This window comes from Halobacillus ihumii, assembly GCF_902726645.1.
Classification (GTDB): Bacteria; Bacillota; Bacilli; order Bacillales; family Halobacillaceae; genus Halobacillus_A; species Halobacillus_A ihumii.
On record NZ_CACVAO010000001.1, the window covers coordinates 251,061 to 273,665 of the forward strand.

A 22,605-nucleotide genomic window follows, 5' to 3' on the forward strand; every position below is an offset into this window, starting at 1 on the left:
ATCAGGGATGAACCCGTAACTTTACAGCCCGCATTTGAGCTGGGCATTACAATTTGTACAGGTGTTACAGCCGCCAATATCTTCAACAGTTCCCTTACGGCAAACTGGACATGTATCACCGACTTCAGAGCCTATCGTCACATTGGTTTTCTCTAGTTCATGGACAGTATCCATTAAAACAACATGCGGTTTCTTCTCTTCTTCAAACTCAAATTCTGTCTGTTCGCCCGCAAATCCACTTTCCTCAGCTTTGAGGGTCAGAACTTGACTGTCTCGGCTTCCATCCACATAAACAGTTCCGCCCTTAGCACCACCATGATATAAGCGCTGATATACTTGTTCTACTTGCTCAACCGTATACCCTTTTGGTGCATTGACCGTTTTAGAAATTGAACTATCCACCCAGCGCTGAATAACACATTGAGTATCCGCGTGCGCTTCAGGTTTCATCGTCATCGCGGTAACAAACCAATCAGGAAGATGATCAGGATCCTGGTCTGGGTGCCTGTCCAAATATTCCTGAACAATATCTGCTTTCACTTCGATAAATTTACCGAGACGTCCGCTTCTATAATAGGAGAACGAGAAATAAGGCTCAAGACCCGTACTTACACCGACCATTGTCCCTGTACTGCCTGTTGGAGCTACAGTTAGTAAGTGTGAGTTACGAATTCCATATTTAATGACTCCTTCTCGAATATCCTCCGGCATATCCTGCATATATCCAGTTTCGACAAATCGCTGTCTCAACTGCTTTGTCTCCTCTTCAGTTTCCCCTTCCAAGAACGGAAAACTGCCTTTTTCTTTTGCCAAATGGATGGATTCACGATAAGCCGTGGTCGCGATGACTTCAAAAATTTCATCGACAAGCTTGTTACCTTCTTTTGAGCCGTATTCTGTTTCACAGTAAATAAGCAAGTCATGTAAGCCCATCACACCTAAGCCTACCCGACGTTCCCCTAAAGCCTGCTTCTTATTTTCTTCCAGGAAATATGGTGTAGCATCAATCACATTATCCTGCATGCGTACTCCGGTAGCGACTGTTTTTCTCAGCTTGTCAAAATCTACTTGTTTCGCTTCTTTGTCTGCAACAGAAGCTAAGTTAACTGCAGCTAAGTTACAGACAGAAAAAGGTGCTAAAGGTTGTTCTCCACATGGGTTGGTAGCTACAACCTTTTGACCATAAGCGCTGGCGTTTGTTTTTTCATTGGCATTATCAATAAAGAAAATACCTGGTTCAGCAGAGTAAGTTGCACATATATTAATCAGTTTCCAAAGCTCTGCGGCCTTGACTGTACGATACGTTTTCACACCAAACCCTTTTGCTTCCCACTCTCGTACGTCACCACTCTCCTGCCATTCGGCATTGTAAGTGGCCATGTCTTCTTTAGAGTAGCTTTCTACATCTGGAAAACGCAGGCGATATTCTTGATCGTTTTCAACGGCTTCCATAAATTCTTTCGTAATACATACAGAAATGTTCGCCCCAGTCAGGAATTCAGGATTATGGACAGAATAAGTACCGCCTGTCTGTAGTTTTTCCTGAGCTTCACGAAGGCTGCTCTCAGTGAATCCACCTTGTCCGGGCATAGTTTTATAGTTGACCACGCTTTGATACAGATCTTTCTCTGTTTCCGTTAAAGGGGTAAATTTAAGCTTTTCTTCAGCAAGTGCTTTAATCTGTTCGTCTTCGGTGTTCTCAATTAAATATCTCAGAATTCGCGGATTCTGCATTTTTGAGATGATGAATTCAATAATGTCAGGATGCCAATCTGATAACATAATCATTTGTGCCCCACGTCTTGAACCGCCTTGCTCCACTAAATGAGTCAGCTTTGCAATATCATCCAGCCAGGACACTGACCCTGAAGATTTGCCGTTAACGCCCCTCGCTAGTGTATTCCGCGGCCTTAGGGTAGAACCATTTGTACCTACACCACCACCACGGGACATGATTTCCATCACTTGCTTACGGTGGTCAGAAATTCCTTCACGTGAATCTTGAATGTAGGGCATCACGTAACAGTTAAAGTACGTCACATCCGTATTCGAACCTGCTCCGTAAAGAACTCGTCCCGCTGGAATAAAGTTGAGATTCGAGAGCTCCTCATAAAAGTCGTTGAAGCTTTTTCCCTTCTTTTCTTCATCAACTTCCACGGCTGATAGTCCAGTTGCGTTCCTTAAAGCAATTTGCTCATAGAATACTTCAAGCGGCTTATCAATCGTATCCAGGTTTCTCGTAATCAAACCAGATTCCCGCTCCTCTTCTTTATCAAGCACATTGATGAACTCTTCCTCAACTCTTACTTTTGCCTTGTGATTTTCCCAATCGATAGACTCGATAAAACCAAAGCCTCTCGCGGGGAATTTCGGATCATCTTTAACGGTAAGGACAACAAAATCCCCTTCCGACAATGTCAGCTTCTCAGTATCCTTAAATGCATAACGATCAAGCATTACTAATCGTGATACTCCGCTGTGAGTTAAGTGCATATCTCGTGTAATTTCATGGACTTGATCAAATTGACGGATATCCGCGTTCAACCGGTCGACATTCAACCTTGATGACGTATTCCCTGTGGTTGTTGTCTTCATGTACACATCTCCCTTTCACCAATTAACAGATGGCTTGTTTCATAAGTCTATAAGTAACATACCACATCTGTAAAAAGTTAATCAATATATTGTATTCGAATTAAGAATTTTTCTCCATATCTTGTGTTTCAATCAAGTTTAGGCGATTTTGTCAATCTAATAATTTTGCAAAAATAAAAGAAAAAGAAAGCTAATAAAAGCAAGAACCCCTTTTTTTCTAACTCATTAACTTTTTCCTTTGTTGCATCTCTAGAAATTAATAAAATGCCTAAATAGACGTTTTGAATTCGATAACATGCTCAAAGAATTTTTATTTTACATTCATGTGCTATAAAAATTCTTTGAAAACCAGCGCATTCCCCCATATAATAGAGAATGGAAGAGGGGGTATATAGAGAATGGAACTCTGGATATTAATAGGCGGCCTTGTCATCATAATTGCATTCGGTGTATTCCGGTTTATCAAAGCAAATAAAGTCTTGACCACACTAACGGAAGACGAATTCCGCCAAGGATACAGAAAGGCCCAACTGATTGACGTTCGGGAACCGAAGGAATTCGATGGCGGCCATATATTAGGCGCAAGAAACATTCCTTTATCTCAAATGAGAAATCGTCTTGTTGAAATCCGTAAAGACAAGCCTGTTTATTTCTATTGTCAAAATGGCACACGCTCATCCAGAGCTGCTCTTATGTTAAATAAAAAAGGTTATCAAGACCTTAATCAACTTAAAGGCGGCTTTAAAAAATGGACAGGTAAGATCAAAGTGAAAAAATAAGTAAAGGACGGCACCTTCACATTCAAAGGGCCGTCCTTTTTAGTGTCACTTAAAATACAAAAGCAGAAAGAATAGATGACGAAAGGGGGTATTCCGGAGAAAGCTCAGGAATACTCCTCCTTTTTAATCCCTATTAGTCTTCTTTAATGTAGCGAAGAACTGGCTTTCTAGCAGCTGTCGTCTCATCCATACGACTTACGATCGTAGTATGAGGAGCGTTTTGAACCCGTTCTGGATCTTCTTTCGCCTCATTTGCAATTTGAATCATCGCATCAACAAATTCATCTAAGGTTTCTTTAGACTCCGTTTCTGTCGGCTCCACCATCATCGCTTCTTCCACATTAATTGGGAAATAGATAGTTGGTGGATGATATCCAAAGTCAAGCAATCGTTTCGCCATATCAAGCGTACGTACCCCAAGTTTCTTTTGTCGTTTGCCTGAAAGGATAAATTCATGCTTGCAATGATGATCATACGGTAAGTCGAACGCTTCTTGAAGCCTTCTCATCATATAGTTCGCATTCAGTACAGCATACTCACTAACCTTTCGCAAACCTTCCGCTCCCATCGTGCGAATATACGTATAGGCACGAACATTGATTCCAAAGTTTCCATAGTAAGGCTTGACGCGTCCAATAGATTGCGGGCGATCTTCATCAAAGACAAATAAGTCTTCACGCTTCGTTAGAATAGGTGCAGGCAAGAAGGGTTCAAACTCTGCCGTTACACCAACCGGACCTGAACCTGGTCCTCCCCCTCCATGTGGGCCAGTAAATGTTTTATGAAGATTAAGGTGAACGACGTCAAATCCCATATCACCAGGTCGCGCATAACTCATGATCGCATTTAAGTTCGCTCCATCATAATAAAGCTTACCACCGGCGGCATGGATAATCTCTGCCATTTCTACAATATCTTCTTCGAACAAGCCTAGCGTGTTCGGATTTGTGAGCATTAGTGCTGCAGTCTTTTCATCGACAACTCGCTTTAAGTCTTCTATGTCAACGAGCCCTCGTTCATTGGTTTTAACGGTAACTGCCTCAAAGCCAGCCACTGTAGCTGAGGCCGGGTTAGTCCCGTGGGCTGAATCTGGAACAATAACTTTTGTCCGCTGGTAATCCCCATTCCCTTCATGGAAGGCACGAATCATCATTAAGCCAGTCCATTCTCCATGAGCTCCGGCTGCTGGCTGTAATGTGACTGTATCCATCCCTGTAATTTCAGCTAATGTTGTTTGCAAATCATACATTAACCCCAGTGCTCCTTGAACCGTCTCAGGGGCCTGGTAAGGGTGAATGTGACTGAATCCTGTTAGCCGCGCTACATCTTCGTTCATCTTCGGATTGTACTTCATAGTACAGGATCCTAATGGGTAGAATCCAGAATCAACCCCGTGATTTCGTTTAGACATAGCCGTATAATGACGCATGATTTGCAGTTCACTTACTTCAGGGAGATCCGGTTCGTTTTTTCTAATGTACGTTTCTCCTAACTGCTCCTCTACATTTGTTTCTGGAACATCTAATTCAGGCAAGCTAAAGCCTGTACGGCTCTCTTGACTTAATTCAAAAATTAATGGAAAGTCTTGATTAGCCATGAATATCCCCCAATTCTTTTACGAAGAGATCAATTTCTTCTTTCGTACGGATTTCTGTAATTGCAATAAGCATATGCCCCGATAGGTCATTGAAGTCATTTCCTAAATCGTAACCACCAATCATTCCTTTTTGCAGAAGCTTCTTATTGACCTCGGTAATATCGCTGCCAACATTGACTACAAGTTCATTGAAAAAGGCACCTTGATAGGGAATTGTAAAACCAGCAGATTCCAATTGTTGTTTCATATAGGCAGCTTTTTGCATATTCATCCAGGACATGCGCCTCAAGCCTTGTTTTCCTAATGAGGACATAGCTACAGAAGAAGCCAGTGCATTTAATGCCTGGTTTGAACAGATATTCGATGTTGCCTTATCTCGACGAATGTGTTGTTCACGAGCCTGCAATGTTAGTACAAAACCTCGCCTGCCCTCTTCATCTTTTGTCTGCCCCACTAAACGACCTGGTACTTTACGCATAAGTTTCTTCGTTGTCGCAAAATAACCACAGTGCGGACCTCCGTATTGAGCCGGAATACCAAATACTTGCGCATCACCTACTACGATATCTGCTCCGAATTCACCTGGTGGGGTGAGATATCCGAGAGCAAGCGGGTTACTGGAAGCAATCAGCATCGTTTTCTTCTGGGTATCTACAAGAGAGCGAACTTGATCGAGTGGCTCAATTTGACCAAAGAAGTTAGGATACTGCATTACAACACTGGCCGTGTCTTCATCCAGCTCCCTCTCTATTTGTTTAAGATCCGTCACACCATCTATATGATCGATTTCAACAACCTCAACTCCAGGTCCCTTAACATAAGAGTGAATGACTTCTAACGATTCGGGATGGATCGCTTTTGAAACCAGGACTTTCTTCTTCTTCGTTTGACCGGCAGAAACGTTCACCGCTTCAGCGAGCGCAGTCCCTCCGTCATACATTGAGGAGTTGGCTACATCCATTCCAGTAAGCTCACAAATCATCGTTTGAAATTCAAATATAGCCTGAAGCTCCCCTTGAGAAATTTCTGGTTGATACGGGGTATAGGCTGTATAGAACTCGGACCTTGAAATGACATGATCCACGATGGATGGTATATAGTGATCATATACTCCAGCACCTAAAAAGGAAGTGTGTGACTTCACATTGACATTTTGTTCAGCAAGCTGGGTAAGTTCCTTCATTAATGCAAATTCATTTTTGGGCTTTTTGATATTTAATTCGCCTTGATAACGAATATTTTCTGGAATGTCAGCAAATAACTCATCTGTTGATGTAATGCCGATTGTCTCCATCATCTGTTGTTTATCTCGTTCTGTCATAGGTAAATAACGAAATTCCATGACTCTTCCCCCTCGTCTTATCGTTTATAAAAAGGTGTAGCGACAACCTTGGCCTGTAACTTTCGTTTACGGACCTGAACGGTGACTTCCGTGCCTTCTTCAGTATAGTTTCTATCTAGTAAGGCAAGCCCCACATTCTTTCCCAGTGTTGGAGATTGAGTGCCCGTTGTAACAAAACCAATTGTCTTATCTCCATCTAATACTTCATAATTTGTCCGCGGGATGCCCTTGTCGATCATTTCAATACCGACTAGTTTTCGGCTTGTTCCTTCTTCCTTCTGCTTTTTCAGTACTTCTTTGCCAATAAAATCAGCATCTTTTTTCACTCGAACAGCAAAGGAGAGGCCTGCTTCGATCGGGGTGATTTCAGGGCTTAATTCTTGCCCATACAAAGCCAGGTTCGCCTCGAAACGTAATGTATCACGAGCTCCCAAACCAATTGGCTGTACCTCAAAAGCTGCCCCTTTCGACAAAATAGCTTGCCACAACGCTGGGCCTGAAGCAGCAGGAAGGTAAATCTCAAAACCGTCCTCACCCGTATATCCCGTACGTGAAACGATAGCTCTATCCTCAACGCCTTCAAAGGAAACATCCTTCAAAAAGCGAAAGAACTTAATAGAAGAGAGATCAACCTCCGTCAGTTGCTGCAGTATTTCCTCTGCACGCGGTCCTTGAAGAGCGAGCTGAACGAACTCATCAGACACATCCTCAATCGTGACTTCTCCATTTTGATGATCCTTAAGCCATTGAACATCTTTTTCCCGGTTTGCTGCATTGATAACGAGCAGATAATCGTTCTCGTCAAGCATATAAACAATCAAATCATCTACAGTACCACCGTTCTCGTAGCACATAATTGTGTACTGAGCTTTACCTGGTTCTAATTTTGACACATCATTTGTTAACATGCCCTGTAAATAATCCAGGCTATCCTTTCCTTTCACCTTTACCTCACCCATGTGAGACACATCAAATAAACCTGCTTTGGTTCGTGTTGCTTCATGCTCTTCTTTAATGCTTGTAAACTGAACGGGTAAATCCCATCCGCCAAAATCGATCGTTTTCGCTCCTGATTTCTTATACTCAGAATAAAGTGGTGTTCGTTTCAATTCAGTCATCCTATCACTCCTCCAAGATCTGATTAAGCATAAAAAAGAGACTCTACCGCTTATTACGGGAGTCTCTGTCCATTCACCAGAAAGTTTCACGCTAACCTGACACGATCGTCAAACCTAGTCGCTTGCTTCTTGGGTGGTTTACTGTATGTAAACACTCTCCAGAGCTGCGTCATACAGAGGTCTTTTTGCCTGAGAGATTCACAATAATAAATTGCTTGCTCCTTCGGCGCTACATGAGTAGTCTCTCCCCCTGCAGTCATTCGCAATTAGTATTTTATTAGATTAATTTGGGCATACTAACCTGTAAAGTTCAATACGACAAACTCTCTTAATTTTCACGTTCATTATACCATAGCGTTGCAAAAGAGCGAATGCAGAATTCGAATTTATATGAATTCTTTTGAAAATTACCTACAGGAGGTGGATCAGATGGTAGAAATTCTACACGATCAAGATTATATAGAAACGCTTTCCAACAACCTAACACAACCAGATTCCTTATGTTCATGGGATGAATTTAAACTTGGATATAATGCCTTACACTACCGGTCAGTTCCTGAATTTAATGGTGTTCTTTCTACGAAACATTTACCCCATGTAGACTTTCTAGACCATCAGATTCAGGCATGTGAGAAGGTCATCCATGAAATGAACGGAAGAGCTATCCTGGCTGATGAGGTTGGTTTAGGAAAAACGCTCGAAGCCGGACTGATTTTGAAAGAATATATGATCAGAGGAATGGCTAAAAAGGTCTTGATTTTGACACCAGCTTCTCTTGTCAATCAATGGATACAAGAATTGAATGAAAAGTTTTATATCCAAGCTGCAACACCGAGGAAGAAAGTGGCTGCCTGGTCAGATTGGGATATTACCGTCACCTCTATCGATATGGCAAAACGTGAAAATCATAAGGACGAAATTCTGTCTATCTCCTACGATATGATTATCATCGATGAGGCCCATAAGTTAAAAAATCATCAGACAAAGAACTACCAATTTGTTAAACAATTAAAGAAAACATACTGTTTACTGTTAACAGCTACACCCATCCAAAATAATTTAAGTGACTTATTTAATTTAGTTTCTATTCTTAAGCCAGGTTATCTTGGAGATCTAGCTACATTTAAAAAGAAATACCGCAAAACATCACTTGACCATACAGAGTCTCATCAGCACATTCACTCCCTGTTAAGCAAACTGATGATTCGAAATCGCAGAAAAGATACCGGATTAGACTCTTCAAAACGCCATGTGACTAATATTCGCCTTACATTTACGGATGAAGAAATGGAGATGTACGAAAAGTTGGCAGCCTTGAAATCTAACTCCCCTTCTTTTACGTGGCTGACATTAGCAAAAGAGCTTTGTTCTACCAGAGAAGCCTGCTTCATGTCGCTGCAGTCTATGCAAAACAAACAAAAGAGCGAATCACCTTTGTTAGCTGATTTTATAGAACGTCTGGGTACACTCCCTCACCACATTAAAGCAAAACGTGTAGTTGAAATCATGGAAAAGTCTGATGAAAAATTTATTATTTTCACAGAATACAGGGCTAGTCAGTTTTATTTACAGTGGTATTTGCAGCAGCATGGGATAACCTCTGTTCCCTTTAATGGTAAGTTCAAAAAAAGCAAACGTGACTGGATGAAACAGTTATTCAGGACAAAAGCACAAGTTATGGTTGCTACAGAAGCCGGTTCGGAAGGAATTAACCTCCAATTTTGTAATAACATGATTAATTATGATTTGCCCTGGAATCCGATGAGGCTTGAACAACGAATTGGCCGAATTCACCGATTTGGTCAGGAAAAGGATGTTCATATTTACAATTTTGCGATTGAAAATACTATTGAAGATCAAATATTAAACCTATTGTATGAAAAGATTGAAATGTTTAAAAATGCTGTAGGGGATCTAGATCATATTTTAGAAAACATTCCCGGGGGAAATTTTGACAATCAGATTCAATCCATTATGAGTCAATCCGAAAGTCAGGGAGAAATGAATATTAAATTGAACAACCTCGTGAGCTACGTTGAACATACTGTAAATGAGCGGAGGGAACTGAGTTGACAACAAGTACCTATTTCCAATTTGCTAAAGAATTCTTTTCGACGCATAGATGCAGCATCACGGAAACATCGGACCGTTCCATGGAAGTACAGCTGACAAATGATATGGATGAAGCCTTAATGAACAGGCCATTTTACTGGCATTATATGAAAAAAATGAACCGAGTTGGGGAAGCGATGAAGCTCACCTTTACAGATGGACTTATGGAAGAGGATAACGGGATACACCTTCATGCTGGAACACCAAAGCTCCATCAAATGTATCAATTAGCCATTGACCGCTCCTATTCCACGAGACTTTATGAACACTTGTCTGCACTAACAGTTAACCAACCACTTCATCCTTGGATGGTGTTGAATATTAAAATTGTATATCGCGGAAAACAAACACGTGATGAAATACTATCGATTGGATTAAACCTGATAAATGGGGCCTTACTATCGGGTATGATGGATAAGATTTGGAAGATTGATTTCCGATCAACCGTATCTGATTTTAGTTTTCCAATGACCCCGGTTGTAAGAATGGAAAGTGGATATCAACGGATCCTAAACTACGTAAAGGATCAACTTGCTTCATTGAATGACGAGTGGGCAATCGAATCCCTCAAACAACTGGAAAGTGAAAAAGACTTACTTCATCACTTTTATACGTCAGATGACGTGGACGAGGATTATTACGAGAAGGAACTCGACCAACTGCAAGTTAGATACAAACCAAGAGTCTCTATACACATTGCCAATGGGGGATTATTCTACTTGTCACAGCAAACAAGTCAAAGTTTGTTTCGTGAAACATAAATCTTGCTGTAATAGTAAAAGAGGCTGCTATCAAGGCCTCTTTTAACTATGTCTTTGCCATCTTCTCTTCATCATTTTAAATGCAAAAGGAATGATACCAAACCAATAAGATGAGCTGCCTTTAGAGGTTCTTTGAATTTTTCGATCGTGTTTTTCCTGTTTTGTTCGATGCATATACTTCATCATCTCTTCGGTAAGAAACTGAACATACTCATTCTTCTTCATTATGGATCCCTTCCTTACGAGTAGTTAGTCGTTAGTATGCCCGGGGGTGCTGTTCTTTAGACAACATGCTTTTCTCTAAAGCTTCCAAGCATCTAAAAGTTATTTCATAATTTTTTCAAAAAAAGAAGGATTTACGCAAAGTTTGTCGAAGTATATTACAGAGAAGGATTTACGCAAAGTTTGTCGAAGTATATTACAGAAGAAATGAGGTGATAAATTACCGTGAGTCACATTGCCAAGTATGCTCAAGATCTACTGGTTTCTGCAATTCAGCAAACTGCGTCGGACATTCACTTTTCCCCATATATTGAAAAAACGGATATTCATTTCCGCATTCATGGCCAACGCATTTTTCATTCCTCGCTGCCACTACCCTCTTATCAGAAGTTACTAGCCTATTTTAAATTTATTTCTGGAATGGATATTGGCGAAGTCACAAAGCCTCAAAACGGCATCATCGAACACAGGCTAAATCAACACCTCTTTAACATGCGTTTATCTACTCTTCCAATTATTGGCTGCGAAAGTCTCGCTATTCGAATTCTCTCCCCCGACAGCCAGCTACAGCTTGAACGACTATTTCTTTTTCCAAGTCAGCTCAAACAAATTGAAAGGTGGCTTACCTTCTCGAGTGGGATGATACTTTTCACCGGGGCGACCGGAAGTGGCAAAACTACTACTTTGTATGCTTTGCTTCAATCGTTATTAAACCAACACTCCTTCCAAGCCATTACACTAGAGGACCCTATTGAGAAGAATCTAAACAATATTATCCAAGTACAAGTTAATGAACGAGCAGGGATTACCTATGATGCTGGTCTTAAAGCAGCACTAAGGCACGACCCAGATTTACTAATGGTTGGGGAAATTCGCGATAAGGAAACAGCTCACTTTGCATTTCGGGCTGCATTAAGCGGTCATTTGGTAATCAGTACAATTCATGCAAAAGATGCTTTTGGCACATTAAGACGTTTAGAGGAAATGAAGATTAAATCATCTGATTTAGAGCAAACTTTAATCGCTATCGCTGCCCAACAGTTACTTCCCCTTAAAACGAACGATTCACTGCCTAGAAGAGCAGCGATCGTTGAACTCCTTGATGGATACACTCTCCAACAAGCCATCAAAGGTTCTCCTCCAAATAAGCAGCCCCATTTCCAAACATTTCATTCTTTAAGGAGAAAAGCTTATGCCCTCGGCTACATTTAAACTTTTTTCTCGCGCTCCAGATCAACCTAAAAAACTTCCCATTCGCAAACAAATCTTATTCTTACGAAGGATCTGTCATTTATTAGAGAGAGGGTTTCCCTTACTGGAGGCTCTTAAAATGACAAGTTGGGATCCGTCTCTTGCTCCTATCACTCATACGATAACTGAACAACTCAAGACTGGACAGCCAATGGATACAGCTTTCCAACAAGCCAGTTTTTCTCGTAATGTAGTGTCCTTTTTATTTTTTGCCCGTATTAATCAAGATCTGCCCTCGATGTTTAGGCAATGCGCTGACCTGTTAAACATCCAAGAAGAGTACACAAGAAAACTAAAGCAAGTTTTGAGGTATCCCCTGTTTTTACTTATCTTTGTAATTATTGCCTTTGGTGTGATTAAGCGTACAATCATACCAAGTTTTCAATCTCTGTTTGAAAATGAGGCTTCCAAACCTTTTAGCCTGATCGTATTAAACGTCTTGGATGTGGGCATAACAGGTTTTTGTTATATGTCCGCTGCGATTATTTTAGCTTTGTTTCTATTTAAACTGTACTTACCGAAGCTGACTATGAACCAAAGGCTGACGATCTACGAAAAAACTCCCTTCCTCAAGGAATATCAGATCTTTACCGTTACCTTTCTTTTCGCCACTCATCTAAGTTCTCTGCTTAAAGCTGGATTATCACTTAAACACGCCCTGGAAATCATAGCTGGACAAACTAAATATATCATTCTGTCACATTATGCAAAGATGATTTTAATCAGACTTAATGAAGGCATACTACTCGGTCAGGCTGTTCATCCCTGCTCATTAATTAAAGGAGACGTCACAACTATTTTTCATCACACAAATGATCTCGATACACTAAGTAAAGAATTACAGGTGTATTCCGAGTTACTCATGGATCAGTTAAAGGAGCGCTTAACTCAAACCATGCAGCTTATACAGCCCGTGTTCTTTATGATCATCGCCTGTGTAGTCGTTCTGATCTACGCCTCCATCATGCTGCCCATGTACCAATGGATGGAACAAATATAGAAAGGAGCAAACTATTGAATAACCAGAAAGGATTTACTCTAATTGAAATGCTCATCGTACTTTTAATCATATCGGTATTGCTCGTGATCGCGATACCAAATCTCGCTAAAAATAACGAAACAATCCGTTCGAAAGGGTGTGAAGCACTCGTGTTGACAGCCGAAGCTCAAGTAGAAGCCTATAAAATTGATCAAGGGAAAGCGCCCGCGTCCTTACAAGTACTGGTCGATGAAAACTATTTAAAGCAGATAACATGTCCGAACGGCAAAGAGCTAGGCTATACATCCGGTGTAGTTTCGAACCCTAATTGACCATGAAACACTGTCAATCTGGATTCACAATGGCTGAAGTAATGATCGTTCTCGTTGCATTTTCTGCAATTTTGGCAGTCGTAGTCCCTTTACAACATCGCGTTGTTACAACAATTAAAGTTGCCCATTATTTGGAACTGCTAGAGAATGATTTGCTTTTAGCTCAACAACTCACTATGCAAGATCACCCCCATTACTGGGTTATGATCCGTCCTGAACAACGTGAATATTACCTTTATGACTATGCTAATCGAAAAATTGTGTTTCATCGTAATTTGCCAAAAGAATGGTCAATCCGTTTATCAACCCTTGAAATTCCTATTCAATTTAATACCTCTGGCACCATTCAAAACCCTGGAACAATGACCTTAAGTACTCCCAAAGCTGACTATAAGTTGACCTTTCCTTTTGGTAAAAGCCGGGTAATGATTCATGAACAGTAAAGGTTTTACAATCGTTGAAGTCATCTGCGCCTTCGGGTTGTTGTTAATAATAGCTACAACTATCCTTCCCTTTTTAGGCGAATTAAGACTTTCACAAAAAGAACTTGCAGAGGAAAGAGCTATCATTAACCAACTGCAAAATGAACTCTTGAACTACAAATTTAACCCACAAGAAGAGTACCCCATTACTAAGAAATATGACTTGATGACGGTAACATATAAAAAACAGCCACCCCTTCTGGAAGCATGCGCGTCATGGGATACCCGCCGTCATCATAAGGAGCTATGCCTGTATGCTAGCGTGCAATGACAGAGGATTTACATTGATTGAATCATTATTTTGTTTAACCTTACTTTCCATACTGTTAACGTTAAGCCTTCCGTTACTTAAACTTGTTGATAGTCCTCTCTATTCTGACGACCTTTCCGTACATCAATTTTTCACGTTTCTTGAGGAAGAAATAAACCTCTCCTCACAGGTGCTTTCATCAAATAGCAAATTATCCATCACCGATCCTGATGGACGTCTCGTAACGATCTCAAAGTATAATGATGGAATTAGGAGGCAAGTTGACCAAACTGGACATGAACTGCTGATTACAAATATCGGAAACCTTGCATTCACTCAGGAAAATGATCTTCTTATCGTATCTTTAGTTCTTAAGGATGGAACGTCATATGAAAAAGTATTATATTTGCCTTCTCAGTAATGAAAGAGGGATTATTCTCCCTTGGGTGTACACTTTAGGCAGTATCCTTATCCTGCTAACCGTCTTTACCGCTGCCCAATATAAAAGTCAAATTCTTTCCACCCATTCTGTAAAAGAATATTACCAACTTCAAAGTCTCTTTCACTACAGTCATGATCAGCTGTTAGTAAAGATAAACGAGAAAACGGAAGGCGCTAAAACGATTTCTGAACAATTCACCCTCCCTTTAGGACAATCTACAGTTGAATGTGCACAGACTATCGGTGGTTATGACTGTAAATGGCAATTAACATTACTAACAGGGACTACAAAACAAATTAATCGTTTCTACAAACGAACCAGTGCTGTTCCCTAATAAGAGTCCGGGACAGAACTGAATTATGCATAAAATAATCCGGACAATTTTATTTGAATTTATCCGGATTATTTGCATACCAAGAAAGGATTCTACCATCGCTCCGTCAAAATGCTTCGCTTTCCGCGGGCACGGCCTCAGCTTCCTCGGAAAGCAAAAAGCGCTTTCCTGTGGGATCTTCGACTCGCGCTGTTCCCGCAGGAGTCTACACATTTTGACTGTGCTCATTGTCTGCGTTTATACGATTCATTTTTTAATGTTCGTTTTTTGGAATCATTGCTTTACTTATGTCCCAGCCTCTTTATCTTTCATGCATAATGTATCTCTTTCTCCATAAGACTAATATAACCTCTACTTCATGGGCTATGTAGCTTCTTAAACATATACCTTAGGCCTTGGGTGCCCGGACATAAAACCCAAGGTCCAGGTGATCCATTTCAACAAAGAAGCGGTATTCACTAACAAGATTTATTTACATTCCCTGAAGGGTCGTTTATAATATGAATGATAGTTTAATGATGAAAGATGAAAAAGGAGGGGGAAGAAGCATGGATCGCATGTTTCGAGTGATGGCGTTTTGGACTGGTATATTTACTGTCATGTTTTATGCTGGCGACATGATGGAAGCTGCATTATTATCTCTCGTTCAAACTGCCTTTTTCCTTACAATTGGCTACCTTAAACTGTCAGAGCGTATGTATATTTACATATTTTTCTCGTATTTGACAGTATTTATGATTGGATTTACTTATTATTCATCATTTATTCTCGTACCGTCTTTCGGTGGTCACTAAAAAGATCCTGTTATCCCTGAGTTGGATAACAGGATCTTTTTATTTAGATACATTCAGAAGAAACCACACTTTCACAGAATTTACATTTAAGTAAAGAATGGATTACTCTTTTTCTCATCGCCAACCGTTGTAGGCAAGCCATGACCAGGGTATATCTTCATATCATTTCTTAAACTAAACAACTGATCTTGTATACTTCTGGTTAACTCATGGCGATTGCCCCCCGGTAGATCTGTCCTTCCTATCCCCTGTTGAAACAGCGTGTCGCCTCCTATCGTAAAGCGCTGCTTCCGAAATACAAATGATACGCTGCCGGGAGAATGTCCAGGGGTATGACGTACTTCAAATGTAAAAGGACCAATTTCTTTCATGCCTGGTTCTAAGGAATGATCTGCACGGCTTGCTTTAATATCTCCTATTTGAAATATGGCAGATCCGTTTAGCGCTGGATCTGGAAGCCAATCTGCTTCTGCATCATGTAAGTATACAGGGGCATTATAAGCGCCTCTGGCCTCCTCTACGGCTCCTATATGGTCAAAGTGGGCATGAGTTAACAAGATCGCCTTTACATTCAATTCCCGTTCAGAAATGAAATTCTGCAATTTGTCAAAGTCTCCACCTGGATCGAATACTAATGCTTGTTTATTTTCATAAACAATGTAAGCGTTTGTGGCCATTGGACCTAGTGGCAACCGTGTAATTTTCAACATTTCCATCACCTCTATAAAAAGATTTAAAAAAATTTTAGAATGGCTCGACAAATCATGTAAGATACTATAGAATGAGTGAGTAATGAAATGAGCTACACACAGTATAACATTTATGAAATGCAGTATGATAATAATGATCTGGAATTTAGGGGGGCTTATTTGTGGTAACAGCTATTATTCTTTTTCTTGTAACAATCCTTTGTGTATGCGCGGTCTTCCGTGAAATTAAAACAAAGAATTTCTTCGCAGTATTATTTGCGGCAGCATCAGCCCTAGTCTTCGGCTGGTTCTCTGTTATGACAATTTACGCAAACTTATTTGGATAATGAATAACCGAACTGTTTGACAGTTCGGTTTTTTAGTGAGCATATATAGGATTCTAGAGCCTTATTACATTTCAATCGACAACATTGAAAGAGTCTTCCTGTTAAATTAGGAAGACTCTTTCTGCTTACTGCTCGCTGTCTTTGTTTGTAAAGTCGTAAAACCTAAACAAATCTCCATAAATAATATTATCCGAATAAGCCAGCTCTTTCTCTACTTTTTGTTTGATTGGCTTACATACTTGTTTCTCTGATTGAATAGGTTCTCCAGTTTGTCGGTCGTAACATGTCCCCTCAGTATAGACATATTTTTCAGTAATGAAGCTTCCATCCCTTAATGCAGTGAACTTTTGTTGATCTTCCAGAAACATGTCTGTACCGAAAGATAAGTCTTTTTCAGCCTCTATCCCTAGAAGGCTTAATAAAGTGGGCTTAACATCGATCTGTCCCACAACCTCGTCGCGAATCTCTCCATTTTCATAACCGGGTATATGAATCATAAATGGCACGCGTTGCAGTTGAATATGCTGATAAGGAGTAATTTCCTTATTTAAAAAGTCCCCCATTGCACTATTGTGGAACTCACTAATGCCATAGTGGTCTCCCATTAGGATAATAATGGAGTCCTTATAGATCCCGGCATCTTTTAGTTGCTGAAAGAATTTCTCGAGAGCCTCATCGGTATAACGAGCGGTTTGGAAATAACTATTCAGCGTCTCTGAACTTGAATCGTACTTGTCAATATTTGCTTCTTCTTCCGGCAGTTCAAACGGAAAATGATTGGTGAGAGTTATAAATTTACTATAAAAAGGTTCTTCCTGCTGCTTCAGTTCATCAATCGATTGGGAGAAAAATGCCTTGTCACCAAGCCCCCACCCGAATGAATTTTCTGGCGTTACTTCATACGCCTGTTCACCATAAAACTTATCGTAACCCATCGTATCGTACATAACATCTCGGTTCCAGAAACTCTTATTGTTAGCATGAAACACGGATGTCGTGTATCCTTCACGATTTAGGATCTCAGGTAAAGCATGATACTCATTTTGAGCATGTGTGAAATATACAGCGCCCCTGCCCAAAGGATAAAGCGAGTTTTCTACAATAAACTCTGAGTCTGACGTTTTTCCTTGAGCAGTTTGGTGATAAAAGTTCTTAAACCAAATCGTTTCTTCACTCTCTTTTAAATCGTTAAGAAACGGTGTAGTTTCCTTTCCATTGATTTCTGAATCCAATAGAAAGTTTTGGAATGACTCTATACTAACAAAAATAACGTTTTTGTCTTCAGCAATTCCAAACAGTTCGGATTTTTCTTCAGTATCGGAATTTTGATTAATATAGTTTTTAATTTCACTAATCTCACTGCTGTCTGCGAAGACACGCTGTGCCTTAGTTTTCGTTTGCATCATAGCATCATAAACATGATAGTTATACACACCGATGTTCTTCACTAAATACTCACGGTCAAAGGCGCGTACAAACAGCATCGGCCGTTCTAATTCAGCAAGTGCAACATTCCCAGATAACATTAGAAAGGTGACGGCTGTTGCCGCAATCTTTCCGCTTTTTGAAAAATTCACGGTCATATCCATTGTTTTTTTACTCGTAAGGATCCAAATGATCACCAAATCAGCAAATAACAACAAATCCCCTAAATGAATCAATGTAAAGATACTTGTCGTTAAATCTGCGGCGTTGTCTCCTTGAAATAAGACAGGAATGGTAATGAAGTCGGTAAAGTTTCTATAAAATAGCAAGTTTATATAAAGAATGAAAGAACCGATTACAGCGGTCCACCTTAAATATTTCATTTGATTTTTCGGTTTCAACCAAACACTAATGGCAAAAATTAAATAAGCACTAGCTATTGGGTTGAAAAACAAGATAAATTCCTGCAATGCATTTTCTATAGTTAGTTCAAACATGAACCTGTACACAAAATAGGTTTTTAAACCAAATAGAAAAGAGGCAATAACGAATAACGGTATTCGCGGCTTGTTCCATTGCATCAAAAGTTCCTCCTCCATCCAATGCATTCATAAATATTACATATGATTTACTTGGGCATTATCTCTCTTTAATAAATTCCACGTATCATTGTTATTAAACTGGTTCCTAGTATATGACGAAAAAAACCCCAAAAAAGTTTCATGTTTTTTTAATGGATTTACTCATCTATTTTACTTGAAGCCTTTCAAAAAAGATACCTACATGAAAAGGAAAAGAAGCCCAATTATGGCTTCTTTTCCTAAAGGTTTTCTTTAACTAAATATGCACCGCCGATTACTCCGGCATCATTCCCTAGTTCAGCAATTTCAAAGGTGCAAGCTTTAATAGTACGAGGTAACGCATATAATTGAAATGTTTCCTTAAGGGGGGTTAACAATTGAGCTCCGGCTTTTGAAACTCCCCCTCCGATTATGATCTTATTCGGATTCACGGCAATAGCCAAATTAGCAATCGCTAATCCAAGTGTATCCGTAACAGATTCAAGGACTTTTTTGGCTCCAGGGTCATCATCAGCTGCTGCCTGAAAAACCTTCTTTGCCGTCATGTCTTTCACTTTATTTAAGGAGGAGTCCGGGAAAGCAGTTAAAACTTCTTTTGCTTTCCTAACGATTGCTGTTGCCGAAGTTTCCGTTTCAAGACATCCAGATTTCCCACAGTTACAAGGAGCGCCTCCATGGGGAATCACAGTCATATGCCCAATTTCAGCAGCCATGCCATTAGCTCCGCTTATAATTTGACCGTTAGCAATGATACCTCCCCCAACACCAGTCCCGAGTGTTACAGCAATCACATTCTCAGCCCCATTACCTGCACCGAGCCAATTTTCACCGAGAGCAGCTAAATTAGCATCGTTATCTACCCATACAGAGTATCCCGACAGCTCGGACAACTCGTTTCCGAAATCATAATCTTCCCAGCCAATATTTACAGCGACGTAAATAAAGCCCGTTTTAGTATTAATGAACCCTGGAGCCCCAACTCCAATTCCCAAAATATTGGACTTATGTATATTCAATTCAGAACGAGCCGCTTCTATTGCTTCCTGTATATCACCTGCAATATGTTTACCTCGTTCACTTTTATTAGTTGGTATTTCCCACTTTTTAATAATTTCACCTTCGGTTGAAAGCACAGCAAGTTTTATCGTTGTGCCCCCAATGTCAACCCCAAAACAATACTTGTCATTGCTCATTTACTTGCCTCTCCTTTATGGTCATCTTGCATTTTAGCGATTTCAGTCCGTAGTAACAAAATCGCCATTTTATAATCTTCCCCTGTAATACACTGCGATCGATTTAATTCCTTTATCTCTTGTTCCATTAGCTGGAGTTCCGCCAAGCGGTCTCCTACATAAATAAAAGTTCCGAACTGTTTTAAAAATTGCTGAATATCATAAATTGTTCTCATTATTATCACCTTTTTTCATTATATCAGTGAAGTATAGGAATGAAAATGTAAAAACCACCCCTTATGTGCTGAAGCGAGTCTTTTGCCTGAAGATTTTCATGGTGCCTTACAATCTCCTCTACTACTGTAGGGTCCAAGGCTGATCCTTTTAATTCATATAGTTTCTATTTTCCTGCATGTAAATTCCTTCATTCACATAAGTTTTATACAACCCATTTATTAACTCACTAATGGTCCTAGGTGGACTGATTGAACTATCCGGGAGACCTTCTCAACGATTATCCGATAGCTGTTATTGGACAAGTCATGCCTATAACCATGTAAATACTAACTTATTTTTTCAATAAAGGAGATGCTTGACATGAAACACATATGGATGTTTGCCTTTATAGGGTTTTTAGCCATTGTATTCTCTTATTTATTCATGAGCTCAGAAGACCTGGCAGTTATTCAATACTTTCCTATTGATGAAACCCATCACTTCACGGAGGCTCAGACCACTATTACGACTTCCAATGATGAAAAAAACGACCAAATAAGCTGGAATATATCTTCCTCCAGTAATGAACCGATGTATTTACGTCAGGATGTTTCTCTTTTATATGTAAATGGACGATTAAAAGGCGTAGTGAATAAATGGAAAGAAAACGCCCAGCACCTGGAGAAAAAATCAACTCTTCAGAGCGAAGATAGTAAAAAGTATGAGGCAATTTCCTTTCACCATGGCGAAATTCATGAAGATAACGGGGAGATAAAAAGCATACAAGCCACCTCAAACGATACTTTATACCTGATTGATTCCCCACATTCAAAAGAAGATTCCTTTCAAGAGCCGCAGTCAAACGAAGAAAAAGAGTGGGCAAAAAAATTGGACCATGCCATTCAACAGCAATTAGAAGCTCAGTGGGACGAGCTTCTAAGCTATTATCAAATCCCGCGAGAGAAATATATACACGTTCCTTTAACAGGTCTTTCTGACTTTAGTGAAGAGCATACCTTCCCAGGGACTACGGCAGCAGACTTTGACCGAATCCTTGGTCAACTTTGGGAAGGGTTATACAAGAACTATGTGATCGGGATTGAAGACTCTGAAACAAAGCATCCGATTCAAAGCTATATCCCCCTTTTGCTTCTAGATAAAAACGGGAAGCATTTAATCGTTTTATACGAGGACGATGCGGGGAACAAACATCAACTCATTCAATACTATTGATCAAAACTTTCCTTTAGCTTTTGAAACTGTTCACGCTCAGGTTTTAATCGTGCTGCTTTGTTTGCAAGTGTTTCAGCCTTTTCTGCCTTCCCAGCCTGTCGATACAGCAACGCTAAATTATAGTGTGCTTCAGCAAACTCAGGATCTAAATCAGTGACGCGGACTAGATCTTCGACCGCCTTGGCGTACTGTTCGGTTTTTGTGTAGGCATAGGACCTATTAAAAAGTAATTCAGCTTGATAGTCACCCGGGTTACTAAGGGCATCTGTTGTCATACTTATCGCTTCTCGATAATTTTGCTCCTCTATTAAGTTTTGAGAAAGTTGAACTTGAACGAGGGCATAAGATCGATTATCCACCTGTTGAATTCCAAAAAAGAGCATCAGTCCCATCGAGACCGTATAAATTAAAACGGCCACAGTTTGGAGCAACCATTGTTTCTTTTTAGGAAGATTGCATATAGCAGAAGCGATAAATCCGCCTATTAAACCTCCCATGTGGGCACCATTATCGACTTGAGGAACGAGCAGACCGAAAGCAAGGTTTATTCCGATCACAATAAATAAATTATAACCCATTGTTCGAAGAAACAACCTTTTGTAATGTACACCGAAATATAACAAAGCGCCGAATAAGCCGAAAATAGCCCCGGAAGCGCCTGCAGCAACTTGAGGATTTAGCATAAAGCTGGCTATTCCGCCGAAAATACCAGCCATGAAATAGATCCATGTAAACCGGAGAGTTCCATAAATTCGCTCTACAGCTGTACCCAGGTAGTATAACGCCAACATATTCATGAGCAGATGAAGAGTCCCTATATGAAGAAACATCGAACTTAGAATACGCCACCATTCGCCGTTGACAATTGCTGGATTATACTTGGCTCCATATTCAATCAGCGTAACAATGGATGTAGAACTGCCTTTAAACTCAATAAATAAGTACATCAATACGTTTAACACCAGTAACACGTAGGTCAACAAAGGTTTTCCAAATGTAAAGATGGCCTGCGTTTCACGCTTTCTTTTACGTTGGCTTCCTTTCATAAGATGTTTCAAGTAATGAACTTGAGTTTCTGCTTCCTGTTCGCTTACTTCCAGCGACCATTCAGGAGGAGTCATTCCTAACCCATCGTATAAGCTATGAATGCCTTCTCGTTTATGATCATCATCTAAATAAACAATATTTGTGTTTGTATTAAGAGGAAGCTGGTCTTTATTAATATTTTCCCATTCGTCAACTGGAGGGTATTGAGAAATATAGAGACAATGAACTACAACCTTTTTATTGCGGAACAACCGTCGATTTTGCTTGATTTGTAAATGAATGTTTTCCAAGTCACGGATTAATTGGTTACGCCAATCAAATTGAGCATGGTAAAGCCGGAAAACATGTGTTTTTCCCTTTATATCTTTTTCAAGCCATATTTCACTACTAGTATTATTTACATGTAATACCTCGCAATCTTGACTATTGACAAGATCCTGTGCGATTTTCCATAAAAAATATTCCTGTTTGATATACAAATTTTCTCCCCTCCCCACTCTCCCTT

The 22,605-nt window shown here is 40.0% G+C and carries 23 protein-coding genes and 1 riboswitch; of the genes, 13 read left to right on the plus strand and 10 right to left on the minus strand.

Annotated elements, in window-relative coordinates; all coding sequences use genetic code 11:
• Positions 1-21: 21 nt before the first annotated feature.
• Positions 22-2,595 carry a vitamin B12-dependent ribonucleotide reductase gene (locus G6R08_RS01350; RefSeq protein ID WP_163526345.1) on the minus strand — a complete coding sequence of 858 codons (2,574 nt, stop codon included), beginning with the start codon at positions 2,593-2,595 and terminating at the stop codon, positions 22-24.
• Between the two features lie 398 nt (positions 2,596-2,993).
• On the opposite strand from G6R08_RS01350, the gene G6R08_RS01355 reads away from it, so the two are divergent.
• Positions 2,994-3,374 (plus strand): rhodanese-like domain-containing protein, encoded by a 381-nt coding sequence (locus G6R08_RS01355; RefSeq protein ID WP_079530258.1) that lies wholly within the window; start codon positions 2,994-2,996, stop codon positions 3,372-3,374.
• A gap of 133 nt (positions 3,375-3,507) precedes the next feature.
• On the opposite strand, the gene gcvPB is transcribed toward G6R08_RS01355, so the two are convergent.
• From gcvPB to gcvT, 3 genes are read right to left on the minus strand one after another with little or no spacing between them, the layout of a single operon-like run.
• On the minus strand, positions 3,508-4,971 hold the full coding sequence (gene gcvPB / locus G6R08_RS01360) for an aminomethyl-transferring glycine dehydrogenase subunit GcvPB (protein WP_163526346.1): 1,464 nt from the start codon (positions 4,969-4,971) through the stop codon (positions 3,508-3,510).
• On the minus strand, positions 4,964-6,313 hold the full coding sequence (gcvPA, locus tag G6R08_RS01365) for an aminomethyl-transferring glycine dehydrogenase subunit GcvPA (protein WP_163526347.1): 1,350 nt from the start codon (positions 6,311-6,313) through the stop codon (positions 4,964-4,966). The genes gcvPB and gcvPA overlap by 8 nt, the downstream gene beginning before the upstream one ends.
• Positions 6,314-6,330: 17 nt before the next feature.
• Entirely contained in the window at positions 6,331-7,431 is a 1,101-nt protein-coding gene (gene gcvT / locus G6R08_RS01370; protein ID WP_163526348.1) for a glycine cleavage system aminomethyltransferase GcvT, read from the minus strand.
• Between the two features lie 167 nt (positions 7,432-7,598).
• A riboswitch (glycine riboswitch) is annotated at positions 7,599-7,691 on the minus strand.
• Between the two features lie 169 nt (positions 7,692-7,860).
• Between gcvT and G6R08_RS01375 the strand changes: the two genes are divergently transcribed.
• Positions 7,861-9,504 carry a DEAD/DEAH box helicase gene (locus G6R08_RS01375; RefSeq protein ID WP_163526349.1) on the plus strand — a complete coding sequence of 548 codons (1,644 nt, stop codon included), beginning with the start codon at positions 7,861-7,863 and terminating at the stop codon, positions 9,502-9,504.
• Positions 9,501-10,304, plus strand: coding sequence for a YqhG family protein (locus G6R08_RS01380; RefSeq protein ID WP_163526350.1), 804 nt, complete (start codon positions 9,501-9,503; stop codon positions 10,302-10,304). The genes G6R08_RS01375 and G6R08_RS01380 overlap by 4 nt, the downstream gene beginning before the upstream one ends.
• Before the next feature lie 42 nt (positions 10,305-10,346).
• Here the strand turns inward: G6R08_RS01380 and G6R08_RS01385 are convergent, their stop codons facing one another.
• The gene (locus G6R08_RS01385; RefSeq protein ID WP_163526351.1) at positions 10,347-10,529 is read right to left on the minus strand and encodes a YqzE family protein; all 183 of its coding nucleotides are present in this window, start codon (positions 10,527-10,529) and stop codon (positions 10,347-10,349) included.
• A gap of 222 nt (positions 10,530-10,751) precedes the next feature.
• Between G6R08_RS01385 and comGA the strand changes: the two genes are divergently transcribed.
• From comGA to G6R08_RS01425, 8 genes are all read left to right on the plus strand, one after another.
• Entirely contained in the window at positions 10,752-11,738 is a 987-nt protein-coding gene (gene comGA, locus G6R08_RS01390) for a competence type IV pilus ATPase ComGA (protein WP_163526352.1), read from the plus strand.
• Entirely contained in the window at positions 11,719-12,777 is a 1,059-nt protein-coding gene (gene comGB / locus G6R08_RS01395) for a competence type IV pilus assembly protein ComGB (RefSeq protein WP_163526353.1), read from the plus strand. Before comGA ends, comGB begins: the two co-directional genes overlap by 20 nt.
• A gap of 14 nt (positions 12,778-12,791) precedes the next feature.
• Entirely contained in the window at positions 12,792-13,088 is a 297-nt protein-coding gene (comGC, locus tag G6R08_RS01400; RefSeq protein WP_163526354.1) for a competence type IV pilus major pilin ComGC, read from the plus strand.
• A gap of 2 nt (positions 13,089-13,090) precedes the next feature.
• Positions 13,091-13,531 carry a type II secretion system protein gene (locus tag G6R08_RS01405; protein ID WP_275897915.1) on the plus strand — a complete coding sequence of 147 codons (441 nt, stop codon included), beginning with the start codon at positions 13,091-13,093 and terminating at the stop codon, positions 13,529-13,531.
• On the plus strand, positions 13,521-13,841 hold the full coding sequence (locus G6R08_RS01410) for a type II secretion system protein (RefSeq protein ID WP_163526356.1): 321 nt from the start codon (positions 13,521-13,523) through the stop codon (positions 13,839-13,841). The genes G6R08_RS01405 and G6R08_RS01410 overlap by 11 nt, the downstream gene beginning before the upstream one ends.
• Positions 13,825-14,241, plus strand: a complete 417-nt coding sequence (comGF, locus tag G6R08_RS01415; RefSeq protein WP_163531054.1) for a competence type IV pilus minor pilin ComGF — start codon at positions 13,825-13,827, stop codon at positions 14,239-14,241. The genes G6R08_RS01410 and comGF overlap by 17 nt, the downstream gene beginning before the upstream one ends.
• A complete protein-coding gene (locus G6R08_RS01420) occupies positions 14,210-14,596 on the plus strand; it encodes a hypothetical protein (RefSeq protein ID WP_163526357.1) in 387 nt (128 codons plus the stop codon). Before comGF ends, G6R08_RS01420 begins: the two co-directional genes overlap by 32 nt.
• A gap of 548 nt (positions 14,597-15,144) precedes the next feature.
• Positions 15,145-15,390 carry a DUF2626 domain-containing protein gene (locus tag G6R08_RS01425; RefSeq protein WP_079530641.1) on the plus strand — a complete coding sequence of 82 codons (246 nt, stop codon included), beginning with the start codon at positions 15,145-15,147 and terminating at the stop codon, positions 15,388-15,390.
• Positions 15,391-15,476: 86 nt separating this feature from the next.
• On the opposite strand, the gene G6R08_RS01430 is transcribed toward G6R08_RS01425, so the two are convergent.
• Complete coding sequence (locus G6R08_RS01430; protein WP_163526358.1) at positions 15,477-16,100, minus strand: MBL fold metallo-hydrolase; 624 nt, start codon at positions 16,098-16,100, stop codon at positions 15,477-15,479.
• 161 nt (positions 16,101-16,261) lie between these two features.
• On the opposite strand from G6R08_RS01430, the gene G6R08_RS01435 reads away from it, so the two are divergent.
• Positions 16,262-16,426, plus strand: coding sequence for a DUF2759 domain-containing protein (locus G6R08_RS01435; RefSeq protein ID WP_079530272.1), 165 nt, complete (start codon positions 16,262-16,264; stop codon positions 16,424-16,426).
• Between the two features lie 125 nt (positions 16,427-16,551).
• Here the strand turns inward: G6R08_RS01435 and G6R08_RS01440 are convergent, their stop codons facing one another.
• The 3 genes from G6R08_RS01440 to G6R08_RS01450 all read right to left on the minus strand — a co-directional run bounded on the left by G6R08_RS01440 (position 16,552) and on the right by G6R08_RS01450 (position 19,840).
• A complete protein-coding gene (locus tag G6R08_RS01440) occupies positions 16,552-18,432 on the minus strand; it encodes an LTA synthase family protein (protein WP_163526359.1) in 1,881 nt (626 codons plus the stop codon).
• Positions 18,433-18,671: 239 nt separating this feature from the next.
• Positions 18,672-19,625 (minus strand): ROK family glucokinase, encoded by a 954-nt coding sequence (locus tag G6R08_RS01445; protein ID WP_163526360.1) that lies wholly within the window; start codon positions 19,623-19,625, stop codon positions 18,672-18,674.
• Positions 19,622-19,840: a YqgQ family protein gene (locus tag G6R08_RS01450; protein WP_163526361.1), complete on the minus strand. Its 219-nt coding sequence runs from the start codon at positions 19,838-19,840 to the stop codon at positions 19,622-19,624. The genes G6R08_RS01445 and G6R08_RS01450 overlap by 4 nt, the downstream gene beginning before the upstream one ends.
• Before the next feature lie 361 nt (positions 19,841-20,201).
• Between G6R08_RS01450 and G6R08_RS01455 the strand changes: the two genes are divergently transcribed.
• A complete protein-coding gene (locus G6R08_RS01455; protein ID WP_163526362.1) occupies positions 20,202-21,053 on the plus strand; it encodes a hypothetical protein in 852 nt (283 codons plus the stop codon).
• Here G6R08_RS01455 and G6R08_RS01460 read toward each other — a convergent pair.
• Positions 21,047-22,579, minus strand: coding sequence for a rhomboid family intramembrane serine protease (locus G6R08_RS01460; protein ID WP_163526363.1), 1,533 nt, complete (start codon positions 22,577-22,579; stop codon positions 21,047-21,049). The two genes, G6R08_RS01455 and G6R08_RS01460, sit on opposite strands and share 7 nt — an antisense overlap.
• Positions 22,580-22,605: the final 26 nt, after the last annotated feature.